Annotated in this window: 9 protein-coding genes; 6 read left to right on the top strand and 3 right to left on the bottom strand. The window is 66.8% G+C overall.

Translation table 11 applies throughout. From position 1 onward, the window contains the following. Positions 1–84: 84 nt before the first annotated feature. The 4 genes from tig (at position 85) to M8231_RS07530 (ending at position 4,180) form a co-directional block, all read left to right on the top strand. Positions 85–1,428 (top strand): trigger factor, encoded by a 1,344-nt coding sequence (gene tig, locus M8231_RS07545; protein WP_249750490.1) that lies wholly within the window; start codon positions 85–87, stop codon positions 1,426–1,428. Positions 1,429–1,527: 99 nt separating this feature from the next. Further along, entirely contained in the window at positions 1,528–2,406 is an 879-nt protein-coding gene (locus M8231_RS07540) for a hypothetical protein (protein ID WP_250202536.1), read from the top strand. Between the two features lie 54 nt (positions 2,407–2,460). Further along, positions 2,461–3,435, top strand: a complete 975-nt coding sequence (locus M8231_RS07535; protein WP_249750493.1) for a hypothetical protein — start codon at positions 2,461–2,463, stop codon at positions 3,433–3,435. 103 nt (positions 3,436–3,538) lie between these two features. After that, entirely contained in the window at positions 3,539–4,180 is a 642-nt protein-coding gene (locus M8231_RS07530; RefSeq protein ID WP_249750494.1) for an ATP-dependent Clp protease proteolytic subunit, read from the top strand. A 53-nt stretch (positions 4,181–4,233) separates the two neighbouring features. On the opposite strand, the gene M8231_RS07525 is transcribed toward M8231_RS07530, so the two are convergent. Beyond that, the gene (locus tag M8231_RS07525) at positions 4,234–4,860 is read right to left on the bottom strand and encodes an HAD-IB family hydrolase (protein ID WP_250202535.1); all 627 of its coding nucleotides are present in this window, start codon (positions 4,858–4,860) and stop codon (positions 4,234–4,236) included. A gap of 201 nt (positions 4,861–5,061) precedes the next feature. Between M8231_RS07525 and clpX the strand changes: the two genes are divergently transcribed. After that, positions 5,062–6,330, top strand: a complete 1,269-nt coding sequence (clpX, locus tag M8231_RS07520; RefSeq protein WP_249750495.1) for an ATP-dependent Clp protease ATP-binding subunit ClpX — start codon at positions 5,062–5,064, stop codon at positions 6,328–6,330. Between the two features lie 63 nt (positions 6,331–6,393). Here the strand turns inward: clpX and M8231_RS07515 are convergent, their stop codons facing one another. After that, on the bottom strand, positions 6,394–8,121 hold the full coding sequence (locus M8231_RS07515) for a cytochrome c biogenesis protein DipZ (RefSeq protein WP_249750496.1): 1,728 nt from the start codon (positions 8,119–8,121) through the stop codon (positions 6,394–6,396). A 52-nt stretch (positions 8,122–8,173) separates the two neighbouring features. Beyond that, positions 8,174–9,505: a chloride channel protein gene (locus M8231_RS07510; protein ID WP_249750497.1), complete on the bottom strand. Its 1,332-nt coding sequence runs from the start codon at positions 9,503–9,505 to the stop codon at positions 8,174–8,176. A 163-nt stretch (positions 9,506–9,668) separates the two neighbouring features. Between M8231_RS07510 and parC the strand changes: the two genes are divergently transcribed. Next, positions 9,669–11,882: a DNA topoisomerase IV subunit A gene (gene parC, locus M8231_RS07505; RefSeq protein WP_249750498.1), complete on the top strand. Its 2,214-nt coding sequence runs from the start codon at positions 9,669–9,671 to the stop codon at positions 11,880–11,882. The last annotated feature ends 7 nt before the right edge of the window (positions 11,883–11,889 follow it).

The following is an 11,889-nucleotide window of genomic DNA, read 5'->3' as shown; positions in this document are numbered from 1 at the left end:
CCGCAAGGGGCGGCCTTCTTGCTTTATCCATTCGCGCCGGCCGACCCCTCAGGCCATGCGCCCCAGAGCGTCAGAATCCCGACCATGCAAGTCGTCGAAAAGTCGAACGAAGGCCTCAGCCGCGTGATCGCGGTCACCATCCCCGTCGCGGAGCTGAACGAGAAGCTCGACGCCCGCGTCAAGGAAGTCGCCCCGCAGGTGAAGCTGAAGGGCTTCCGCCCGGGCAAGGTGCCGGCCGCCCACGTCAAGAAGACCTTCGGCCGCGACTTCATGGGCGAGATCATCAACGCCGAGCTGAACGAATCCAGCCAGAAGGCCCTGGACGAGGCCAAGGTCCGTCCCGCCGCCCCGGCCGAGATGAAGCTGACCTCCGACATGGACAAGGTCATCAAGGGCGAGGAAGACCTGGCCTATGAGATGTCGCTGGAGATCATGCCGGACTTCACCCCGGTCGATCCCAAGACCCTGAAGCTGGAGCGCCCGACCTACGAGGCGTCCGACGCCGACCTGGACGAGGCGCTGACGGAACTGGCCGGCCAGGCCAAGACCTACGAGGACAAGAAGGGCAAGACCGTCAAGGCCGCCGAGGGCGACCAGCTGACGATCGACTTCCTGGGCAAGCTGGACGGCGAGCCGTTCGAAGGCGGCGCCGCCGAGGACGCGGACCTGGTGATCGGCTCGGGCCGCTTCATTCCCGGCTTCGAAGAACAGTTGACCGGCGCCAAGGTCGGCGAGGAAAAGACCATCGAGGTCACCTTCCCGGAAAACTACCAGGCCGCCCACCTGGCCGGTAAGACGGCCACCTTCGACATCAAGGTGAAGGCGATCAAGGCCGAGGCCGAATCCAAGGTCGACGACGACTTCGCCAAGCGCATCGGCCTGGAATCGCTGGACAAGCTGAAGGAACTGCTGAGCCAGAACCTGAACCAGCAGTACGCCGGCGCCGCCCGCTTCAAGCTGAAGCGCGCCCTGCTGGACCAGCTGGACGAGGCCCACGACTTCCCGCTGCCGCCCAAGATGGTCGAGGCCGAGTTCGACGGCATCTGGCAACAGGTCGAGGCCGACAAGGCCGCCGGTCGCCTGCCGGAAGAGGACGCCAAGAAGTCCGACGACGACCTGAAGGCCGAATACCGCAAGATCGCCGAGCGCCGCGTGCGCCTGGGCCTGGTGCTGGCCGAAATCGGCCGCGCCAACAACGTCCAGGTCACCGACCAGGAGCTGAACGCCGCCATCCTGCAGGAAGCCCGCAACTATCCGGGCCAAGAGCAGGCCGTCCTGAACTTCTACCGCCAGAACCCCAACGCCGCCGCCCAGATGCGCGCGCCGATCTATGAGGAAAAGGTCGTCGACCTGATCGTCGGCGTCGCCGACGTCACCGACAAGCCGATCAGCAAGGAAGACCTGCTGAAGGAAGAAGACGAGGCGTAAAGCGCTGCATCATTAAGATAACTTCATTGACAGGCGGGAAAGTGGACACTTTCCCGCCTGTTTTCGGTGGCTCGATGCGGCGTCCAGGGGTTGTCGATCATGCAATTGAAGATTTTCTCCACCGCGCTCTTGGCGGCCGCAGCCGTCGCGACATCCGTCTGCGCGCAGAATGCGCCCACGGCTTCCGAAACCCTGGAGGCGCCCGGTCAGGTCACCGATCTTGATCCCATCATTGTGGACGGCACTCGACACCTGTCTGACATTGTGGGGAGCTTTGTAGGCGACATCTCTGCGGTTCATGAGCGGAATGGTCAGATCGCGCGCTTTGACGGACGTATCTGCGCGGGCGTGATCGGGTTGCCTGCGGCGCAGGCGCAGATTGTGAATGACCGGGTTGCTCGGGCCGCCCTGCTTGTCGGCCTACAGGTCGGGAGGCCCGGGTGTCATCCCAATGTGGTCGTGGTGGTCACAGATGACTCCGACAAACTGGCTGCGGACTTGGTGGCGCGGCACAAGCTCACATTCCAATATCACGTTGCCTATCAGGAGCGAGGACCGGACTTGCTCGCCGAATTCCAGCGTTCGGGTCGCGCCGTGCGGTGGTGGCATCTGACGGAACGCGACGAGATGGGTCACGACGGCGGATCGAGATTGCGCGCCGCTTACGAAACCGACATCTTCCGCGCTATCATCCTGGTTGACACGCGCCGCACAGGACCCGTGACGCTTGAGGCGCTTGGCGACTATGTGGCGATGACAGCCTTGGCGCGGCTGTCGCCAGACGCCGACCTAGCTGGACTCGACACCGTGCTTTCGCTGTTTGACACGCCGCCGGCTCAAAGGCCGCTGTCGATGACGGGTTGGGACGAAGCCTATTTGCGGGCCGTCTATTCCGGCGACGCCGATACGAGATCGCAATGGTTGCAACAGCGCGATATCGCCAATCGAATGTTGCGTGGCGTCCGGGCTCGAGACTAGCAAGGCAATAGACAAAGCATCTCTGATGCCTCATGATCGTCAGGGAGGTATCCGATGAAGCATTGGGTTGCATTTTCTGTTCTGGCTATTCTCCTGGCGCAGCCTGCGGCCGCCCTGCAGCAAGAGCCTCCCTCGCCTGACGATGACGCAGTCACCGAACTTCCGTCCATCGATGTCAGAGCACGCGCCCGAGGGGATGTGATCGACAATTTCGTTCGGGCGGTCACCGCCTCCCCGGGCTATCAGGGACAGGTTGCCCAGTTCAATGGCAAGGTTTGTCCTGGGATCGTCAATCTGCCGGCGACCCAAGCGCAGGCGATCAATGACCGTATCGCCGGGCTCGCTCTGTCTTTGGGCCTTCAAGTCGGGGAGCCGGGCTGCCAGGCCAACATTCTAGTCATCGCTGCAGACGGTGCTGATCGCGTGGCCTCAGAGTTGGTCGAAATGGAGCCGCGCCTCTTTGGCGGTCGTGATCAATCATGGCGTGCCCGCGAACGGCGAGCCGCCTTCCTTGCGCCCCGACAACCCGCGCGTTGGTGGCACATCAGTCGTGCGGAAACAGGTGTTTTCGCTGGGATGAGCTGGAGCGCGACACCTGCCAATGCAGGACCTGGCGCGACTGACCATGGGCTCTCTGGCACGGGAGCGCCCGTGGGCGGCGGGTATGGCGGAAACATCTTGTCACGAGGCTCCGTCACCAACATCGCCGGCGCTATCGTGGTGCTCGATACCCGAGAGGTCGGCCGGGTCGGCATCAATGCCCTTGGCGACTATATCGCCATGATCGCCCTCGCCCGCTTGGAGCCGAATGCCGACGTCAGCGGGCTGAATACCGTCCTGAATCTTTTTCAAGACGAAGAAACGAGGGTTTCTGTCGAAGGTTTGACGACATGGGATCGCGCTTACCTGGACGGCGTCTATTCCGCGAAACGCGATGCTCTGCACGCCGGCTGGCAGGAGCGGGAGATTGCTCGGTCGATGCAGAGAGCCCTTTCGCGTGACGCTCGAACCGCGCAGGCGGACCAATAAACTGTCGACGCCTTGCGGCCTAGGCGGCGGAACGCGATATGAGAAGGCAACGAGACGCGGCTTTCGAGTCGCGGCCGCCCCTATGCATCCCGAGAAGGCCTGAATGCGCGATCCCATCGATTATCTTCAATCCAACCTCGTGCCCATGGTGGTGGAGCAATCCAGCCGGGGCGAGCGTTCGTTCGACATCTTTTCGCGCCTGCTGCGCGAGCGGATCATCTTCCTGACCGGGCCATTCGAGGACGGCATGGCGTCGCTGATCTGCGCCCAGCTGCTGTTCCTGGAGTCGGAGAATCCGAAGAAGGAAATCAGCATGTACATCAACAGCCCCGGCGGTCAGGTGACCTCGGCGCTCGCGATCTACGACACCATGCAATACATCAAGAGCCCGGTGTCGACCGTGGTGATGGGCATGGCGGCGTCGGCCGGCTCCCTGATCCTGACGGCGGGCGAGGCGGGCCAGCGCATCGCCCTGCCGAACGCGCGGGTCATGGTGCACCAGCCCTCGGGCGGTTTCCGCGGCCAGGCCTCGGACATCGAGCGCCACGCCGAGGACATCCGCTACACCAAGAAGCGGCTGAACGAGATCTATGTCCACCACACGGGCCGGACCTATGAAGAGGTCGAGAAGACGCTGGATCGCGACCACTTCATGAGCGCCGAAGAAGCCAAGGCCTGGGGCATCGTCGACCACGTCTACGATCGTCGCGAGCAGGCCGATGCGGACGGCGTGAAGACCGTCTGATCATTGCGACCAGCAGGACGGAGGGCCCGGCGGCGACGCCGGGCCCTTCGTCGTCAGGGGCGCTCTCTGAACACGCGAAATCCCGGCGCGTCGGCGATCGCCAGCATCTCGGTGTCGCCGGAGGTGTCGCCATAGGCGGCCGCGAGGCGAACGTCGTCGCCGTAGGCCGCGCGGAGTCGACGCACCTTCTCCTCGCCGCGACAGTTCTGGGTGGCGAAGGCGCCGGTGACCCGGCCTTCGGCGTCGAACACCAGTTGCGTGCCCAGGAGCGCGTCCGCGCCCAGTCGCTGGGCGAAGGGCGCCACGGTCGTCTCGGGCGAACCGGTCACGATGACGCGAAGGGCGCCGCGCCGGCCCCAGTCGTCCCAGGCGCGCAAGGCGTCGGGCCGCATGAAGCGATCCCACGCCTGGTCGGCGAAGCGCTCGGCGTCCGCTGCAAGGGTCTGGCGCGTGACGCCGCGCAGGAACTCCTTCACCGACGCCGCCTTGATGCGTCCCCGGTCGCGATCGCGGGCGTAGAGGGCCACCGCCGGCGCCATCCTGACCAGTCCCAGGGCCCAGCCGCCCGGGCCGGCCCGCCAGCGCAGAAACTCGGTGAAGCTGTCGCGAATCGTCAGCGTGCCGTCGAAATCGAAGGCGACGATCGAACGCGGCTGGCGAACCGCCCCTGGAATCCCCATGTCAGACATTCGCCGTGATCCCCGTGGAAACTGAAACATCCCAAGGCCGCGACCGCCCCGTGTCTTCAACGGGGTTGTGGTGGAACGAGGGATGGGTGATTGTCATTTTTTGAAGACCTTCGCGTTCATGATCATCGAATCAACGCGAGGGAAGCGCGTTTCGCCCCATGTCGGGGCGTATCGCGGGAGTGAGAAGGGTCTATGACCAAAGCAGCCGGCACCGACGCCAAGAGCACCCTGTATTGTTCCTTCTGCGGCAAGAGCCAGCATGAGGTGCGCAAGCTCATCGCCGGACCGACCGTGTTCATCTGCGATGAATGCGTCGAACTGTGCATGGACATCATCCGCGAAGAGCACAAGATCGGGTTCAAGAAGACGTCCGACGGCGTGCCTTCGCCGAAGGAAATTCGCGACGTCCTGGACGATTATGTCATCGGCCAGGCCCACGCCAAGAAGGTGCTGAGCGTCGCCGTCCACAACCACTACAAGCGCCTGAACCACGCGACGAAAAACAACGACGTCGAACTGGCCAAGTCGAACATCATGCTGATCGGGCCGACCGGCTCGGGCAAGACGCTGCTGGCCCAGACGCTGGCGCGCATCATCGACGTGCCGTTCACCATGGCCGACGCCACGACCCTGACCGAAGCCGGTTACGTGGGCGAGGACGTCGAGAACATCATCCTGAAGCTGCTGCAGGCGTCCGACTACAACGTCGAACGGGCGCAGCGCGGCATCGTCTACATCGACGAAATCGACAAGATTTCGCGCAAGTCCGACAACCCCTCGATCACCCGCGACGTGTCGGGCGAGGGCGTGCAGCAGGCCCTGCTGAAGATCATGGAAGGCACCGTCGCCTCCGTGCCCCCGCAGGGCGGGCGCAAGCATCCGCAGCAGGAATTCCTGCAGGTCGACACCGCCAACATCCTGTTCATCGTCGGCGGCGCCTTCGCCGGCCTGGAGAAGGTGATCTCGGCGCGCGGCGAGGGGGCCTCGATCGGCTTCGGCGCCAAGGTCAAGGAGATCGACGAGCGTCGCACGGGCGAAATCCTCAAGCAGGTCGAGCCGGACGACCTGATGCGCTTCGGCCTGATTCCCGAGTTCATCGGCCGTCTGCCCGTGCTGGCGACGCTGGAGGACCTGGACGAGACGGCCCTGGTCACCATCCTGACCGAGCCCAAGAACGCCCTGGTCAAGCAATACAAGCGCCTGTTCGAGATGGAGAATGTCGAACTGACCTTCACCGAAGACGCCCTGTCGGCGGTGGCGGCCAAGGCCATCAAGCGCAAGACCGGCGCGCGCGGCCTGCGTTCGATTCTGGAAGGCATCCTGCTGGAGACCATGTTCGAACTGCCGACGTTCGAGGGCGTCGAAGAGGTGGTGGTCAACGCCGAGGTGATCGACGGCAAGGCCCAGCCGCTGCTGATCTATTCGGAAGCCTCCAAGAAGAAGGCCGACGGCGCCGCCTGATTGCGGCGTTCCGCACGATGATCTTGAGGGGCGCGGTCGTTTCGGCCGCGCCCTTCTTCGTTTCTAGCCGAAGGTGAAGGCGAAGACCTGGACGCCGGGATCGAGGAATTCGATCTCGAAGGTGCGTTCGCGCACCGGCCCCGATTGCCGCACCAGCTGATACAGGCGCTCGCCGTCGATGCGGCCGGCGCCCTGGGCGTCGATGTCCGAGCCGGCGTCAGCGCCGGGGGACCGGCCGTCGATGCGCACCCGGAACTGCGGCGTCGCGCCCGCTGTCGCGGGGGCCATGACCAGATGCAGGTCGCGCGCCTTGAATCGGAAGGCGACCCGACCGCCGGCGGTCTGCAGATCGGCGTGTTCGCGCGTCACGCGCCAGTCGCCGGCCAGGCTCCAGTCGTTCAGGGCCAGCGAGGCGGGCTGATAGGTCTTGACGATGTCGCGGGCCAGGCCGCCGGGCGAGCGGAAGTTCTCGGCGCGCGCATAGCCGACATAGGTTTCGGGCGAGGCGACCTGCGCGAAGTCGGCGGCCATTTCCGCGCCCGCCGTCTTCACCTGAACGGTCGAGGCGTCCACCTGGGCGCCCGCCTCCTTCAGCAGTTGCTGGATCACCCGTTCGGAGCCCTCATAGTCGCCCTCGCCGAAATGGTGATGGCGGATGCGGCCCTGGGCGTCGATGAAATAGTGCGCCGGCCAGTAGTTGTTCCTGAACGCCCGCCAGATGGCGTAGTCGTTGTCCATGGCGACCGGATAGGTCACGCCCAGCCGCTCCACGTTGCGACGCACATTGGCCTGCGACTTCTCGAAGGCGAACTCGGGCGTGTGAACGCCGATCACGACCAGGCCCTGGTCGCGATATTTCTCGGCCCAGGCCTTCACATAGGGGATGGAACGCAGGCAGTTGATGCAGGAGTAGGTCCAGAAGTCGACCACCACCACCTTGCCGCGAAGCTGCTGGGTCGTCAGCGGCGGCGAGTTCAGCCAGGTCGTGGCGCCCGTCAGCGGCGGCATGGTTCCCTCGATAGGCAGGTCGGCCAAGTCGGCCGGCGCCGCGTTGGTCGGAACGCCGGCGCCGATGCGCGTCAGCAGCGCCTGCTCGACCCGCCCCGTGCCCGCCGCCGACACCCGGGTCAGAAGGCCGGTGTCCAGGCCCAGGGCGATGACCGCGACGCCGACCAGGACCAGGGCGCCCAGGCCCCGGCGGATCCATTCGCCCGCGCCCAGCGCCCCCTTCATGGCCCGGAACACCCGGCCGCCGACCAGCAGGGCCAGGGCCAGGGAGGTGGCGGCCCCGGCGGCGTAGGCCAGCAGCAGCGCCGTGGTCCCAACGCCCGCGCCCTGCAAGGCCGCGCCGGTCAGGATCAGCCCCAGGATCGGGCCCGCGCAGGGCGCCCACAACAGGCCCGTGGCCACGCCCAGCAAAAGAGAGGCGCGCACGTCGCCTTCTTCGCCCGTGCGCCGTTCGGCCCTTTCCGTCAGCCAGGAGCCCAGGGAGACGAGGGGGCGCATCAGACGGTCGCCAAGGGCGGGCAGCAGCAGGCTGAGCCCCAGGACGGCCATCACCGCCAGGGCGATCCAGCGGCCGGCTTCGTTGGCGCGCACCGCCCAGCCGCCGCCCAGCGCCGCCAGGGTGGCGACTCCCGCGAAGGTCAGCGCCATCCCGACCAGCAACGGAAAGCCGTTGCGCATGAAGGGCTTGTCGGCGCGGGCGAAGACGAACGGCAGAACGGGCAGGATGCAGGGGCTGACGATGGTCAGGACGCCGGCGAGGTAGGACAACAGGAACAGGATCATCGCGCGCCTTCCAAGGACTATCCGTCTAGATACGAACGGAAGGGCGGATCGGTTACCCCGCGCCGGGCGCGGCGTCCGGCGCGTCCTTCTTCGCCGTCGGCTCCGGCTCGGGCCGGGGCGGCGTGAACGCCTGCGCCAGGCCGTGATAGAGCCTTTGCTTGCAGACCAGGCGCGCGGCCACGTCGGCGACGACGGCGGCGGCGAACAGCGGCAGGATCATGCCGCGATTGGCGGTCATCTCGGAGATGATGACCACCGCCGTCAGGGGCGCGCGCACCACGCCGACGAAATAGGCGATCATGCCCAGCAGCACGATGGCGCTGCGGCTGTCGTCGGGAAACAGGTTCGACATCAGGCCGCCCAGCCCCGCCCCGACCGACAGGGAGGGGGCGAACACCCCGCCTGGCGCGCCCGACAGGCTGGAGGCCAAGGTGGAGACGAACTTCGCGGGCGCGAACCAGAACGGCTGGGCCTCGCCCTCCACCAGCGTCCGCGCCGCTTCGTAGCCGGTGCCCCAGGTCAGGCCGGTCAGCACGCCGATCGCGGCGACGACCAGGCCGCAGACCAGGGCCGTCAACACCGGTCGCCGCCCCAACGGCGAGCCCGCCGCCAGCAGCCGCAGCGATATCCGCGAGAACAGGCCGCCGGCAACCCCGCCCACGACGCCGACCACCAGGGCGATGGGCAGGGCCTTCACGCCGGAAACGACCTCGCGCACCACGCCGAAATAGACGTAGTCGCCCGCCAGGCTCAGCGGCACCAGGCCGGCGATGACCACCGCCGCCATCACCAGCAGGGTCATCCGCTGCTCGTACGCCGAGGCCAGCTCCTCTAGGGCGAAGGCCACGCCCGCGATGGGGGTGTTGAACGCGGCCGCGACGCCCGCCGCGCCGCCGGCGATGATGACCGCGCCGTTGACGGGCACCCTCAGCAGCCGGTGGGTCGCCACCATGATCGAGGCGCCCAACTGCACGGTCGGCCCCTCGCGGCCCACCGAACCCCCGACCAGAAGCGCCCCCAGGGTGGCGAAGGTCTTGAAGGCGCCGGTCCGGATCGACACCAGGCCGCCGGTGCGTCCGTTGTCGACATGGCGCGCCGCGGCGATGATCTGGGGAATGCCCGATCCGCGCGCCAGCGGCGCATAGCGCCGCGTCAGCCAGGCCAGCAGCACGAAGCCCGCCGGGGTGACGATCAGCGGCGCATAGGGCCAGGCCTGGGTCATGCCGGCGAACAGATGCTGCGCCTCGTCCGCGGCGTTGGCGAAGAACCAGGCGAACAGGCCCACCCCGACCGCGCCGCCGCCGGCCGCCAGCCGGCTTTTCCACACGGGACCGATGTGTTCGCGCCAGGCGGCGTGCAGGGCCGCGCGGGTGGGGGAGGCCATTCTTGCTCTTTCGTTCAGCGGGAGCGGTCCGGGCCTAACCCCTCAGGCGGCTCAGGGCAAATGGGAGACCCGTTGCGCGGGCGCCGCCTTCCCCACAGTTTGCCGCCCCATCGCCGGCCGCGGGGGCTAGACTATCGGCTTCCGATCCCCGATTCGCAGAGCCATGACGATCCACGCCCCGCCGCCGGAAGGCGGTCGCATCATCGAAGAGCCGATGGAGACGGCGCTCAGCCGCCGCTATCTGGCCTACGCCCTGTCGACCATCACCAACCGCGCCCTGCCGGACGTGCGCGACGGGTTCAAGCCGGTTCACCGGCGCATCCTCTACGCCATGCACCAGATGCGGCTGAACCCGCAGGCGGCGGCGCGCAAATGCGCCAAGGTCGTCGGCGAGGTGATGGGCGGATACCACCCGCACGGCGACGCCTCGATCTACGAGGCCCTGGTGCGCCTGGCCCAGGACTTCGCCCAGCGTTATCCGCTGGTCGACGGGCAGGGCAACTTCGGCAACATCGACGGCGATAGCGCCGCCGCCATGCGCTACACCGAGTGCAAGCTGACGCCCGCCGCCGTCCTGCTGCTGGACGGGATCGATCAGGACGCCGTCGATTTCCGCGCCACCTACGACGACCAGGACGAGGAACCCGTTGTCCTGCCGGCCGGCTTCCCGAACCTGCTGGCGAACGGCTCGTCGGGCATCGCCGTGGGCATGGCGACGTCGATTCCGCCCCACAACGTCGGCGAATTGCTGGACGCCTGCCAGCTGTTGCTGGACCGGCCCGAGGCGACGACCGAAGACCTGGTGCAGAGGGTTCCGGGGCCGGACTTCCCCACGGGCGGGGTGTCGGTCGAGGGCGCGGCCTCGATCCTCGACGCCTACGAGACCGGTCGCGGCGGGGTGCGGCTGCGCGCGCGCTGGGAGACGGAGGACCTGGGGCGCGGCGTGTGGCGCATCGTCGTCACCGAGATGCCCTACCAGGTGCAGAAGTCCAAGCTGATCGAGGGTCTGGCGGACCTGATCGAACACAAGAAGGCGCCCCTGCTGGGCGATGTGCGCGACGAGTCGGCCGAGGACATCCGCCTGATCCTGGAGCCCAAGAACCGCGCCATCGAGCCCGAGATGCTTATGGAGAGCCTGTTCAAGCTGTCCGATCTGGAGGTCCGCTTCCCCATCAACATGAACGTGCTGGACGCCAGCGGCACCCCGCGCGTCATGGGGCTGAAGGACTGTCTGCGCGCCTTCCTGGACCATCGCCGCGAGGTCCTGAACCGCCGTTCGCAATGGCGCATCGCACGCGTCGAGAAGCGGCTGCACCTGCTGGAAGGCCTGCGGATCGTCTTCCTGAACCTTGACGAGGTCATCCGCATCGTCCGGGAGGAAGAGCAGCCCAAGGCGGTGCTGATCGCGCGCTTCGGCCTGTCGGAGCTTCAGGCCGACTTCATCCTGGACACCCGGCTGCGCCAACTGGCGCGGCTGGAAGAGATGACCATCGAAAAGGAGTTCAAGGAACTCTCCGAGGAACTGGCGCAGCTGAAGGCGCTGACCTCGTCGGAAGGCAAGCAGTGGAAGGCGATCTCCAAGGAGCTGGAGGCCGTGCGCAAGGCGCTGGTCTCGCCGCGCCGCACCACCATCGCCGAGGCGGTGGATGCGTCGGCCTTCGTGGCGCCCGAGGCCTTCATCCCGCGCGAGGCCATCACCGTCATCCTGTCCGAGCGCGGCTGGATCCGCGCCGCCAAGGGCAAGGTCGACGACCCGTCGGAGCTGAAGTTCAAGGAGGGCGACCAACTGGCCTTCCTGGCGCCCGCCTATACGACGGACAAGCTGCTGGTCGGGGCGTCTGACGGACGCATCTTCACCATCGGCGCAGACAAGCTGGCGTCCGGCCGCGGCCATGGCGAGCCGTTGCGCCTGATGATCGACCTGGACGAAAGCGCCCAGATCGTGAACCTGGTGGCGCACCAGCCGGGGGCCAAGCTGCTGATCGCGTCAAAGGCCGGCTACGGCTTCGTGGCGCCCGAGGACGATCTTCTGGCCCAGAAGCGCGGCGGCAAGCAGGTGCTGAACGGAGAGATGCTGGCGATGCTGCGCATCCCGCAATCCCCGGCGGCCGACCACGTCGCCGCCATCGGCGAGAACATCAAGACCCTGATCTTCCCGCTGGCCGAACTGCCCGAGATGGGGCGCGGCAAGGGGGTTAAGCTGCAGAACTTCAAGCAGGGGGGCCTGGCCGACGTCGCCGTGTTCAACGCCGAGGCGGGGCCGGAATGGGTCGACGGCGGCGGCCGTCGTCGCAACTGGCCCGACTGGAAGGACTGGCTGGGCAAGCGCGCCGGCGCCGGACGCCAGGGCCCGCGCGGACTGCGCAAGTTCAGGTAGAGGCGGC

This window comes from Brevundimonas albigilva (assembly GCF_023573565.1).
GTDB lineage: Bacteria > Pseudomonadota > Alphaproteobacteria > Caulobacterales > Caulobacteraceae > Brevundimonas > Brevundimonas albigilva.
Note: the sequence above shows the minus strand (reverse complement) of the source record. Positions and strands in the feature narration are given on the sequence as shown.

Coding starts and splice junctions, on each gene's coding strand:
- M8231_RS07540 (WP_250202536.1), top strand. CDS start 1,528: ATGCAATTGAAGATTTTCTCCACCGCGCTCTTGGCGGCCGCAGCCGTC.
- M8231_RS07515 (WP_249750496.1), bottom strand. CDS start 8,121: ATGATCCTGTTCCTGTTGTCCTACCTCGCCGGCGTCCTGACCATCGTC.
- M8231_RS07525 (WP_250202535.1), bottom strand. CDS start 4,860: ATGGGGATTCCAGGGGCGGTTCGCCAGCCGCGTTCGATCGTCGCCTTC.
- clpX (WP_249750495.1), top strand. CDS start 5,062: ATGACCAAAGCAGCCGGCACCGACGCCAAGAGCACCCTGTATTGTTCC.
- M8231_RS07530 (WP_249750494.1), top strand. CDS start 3,539: ATGCGCGATCCCATCGATTATCTTCAATCCAACCTCGTGCCCATGGTG.
- M8231_RS07535 (WP_249750493.1), top strand. CDS start 2,461: ATGAAGCATTGGGTTGCATTTTCTGTTCTGGCTATTCTCCTGGCGCAG.
- M8231_RS07510 (WP_249750497.1), bottom strand. CDS start 9,505: ATGGCCTCCCCCACCCGCGCGGCCCTGCACGCCGCCTGGCGCGAACAC.
- tig (WP_249750490.1), top strand. CDS start 85: ATGCAAGTCGTCGAAAAGTCGAACGAAGGCCTCAGCCGCGTGATCGCG.
- parC (WP_249750498.1), top strand. CDS start 9,669: ATGACGATCCACGCCCCGCCGCCGGAAGGCGGTCGCATCATCGAAGAG.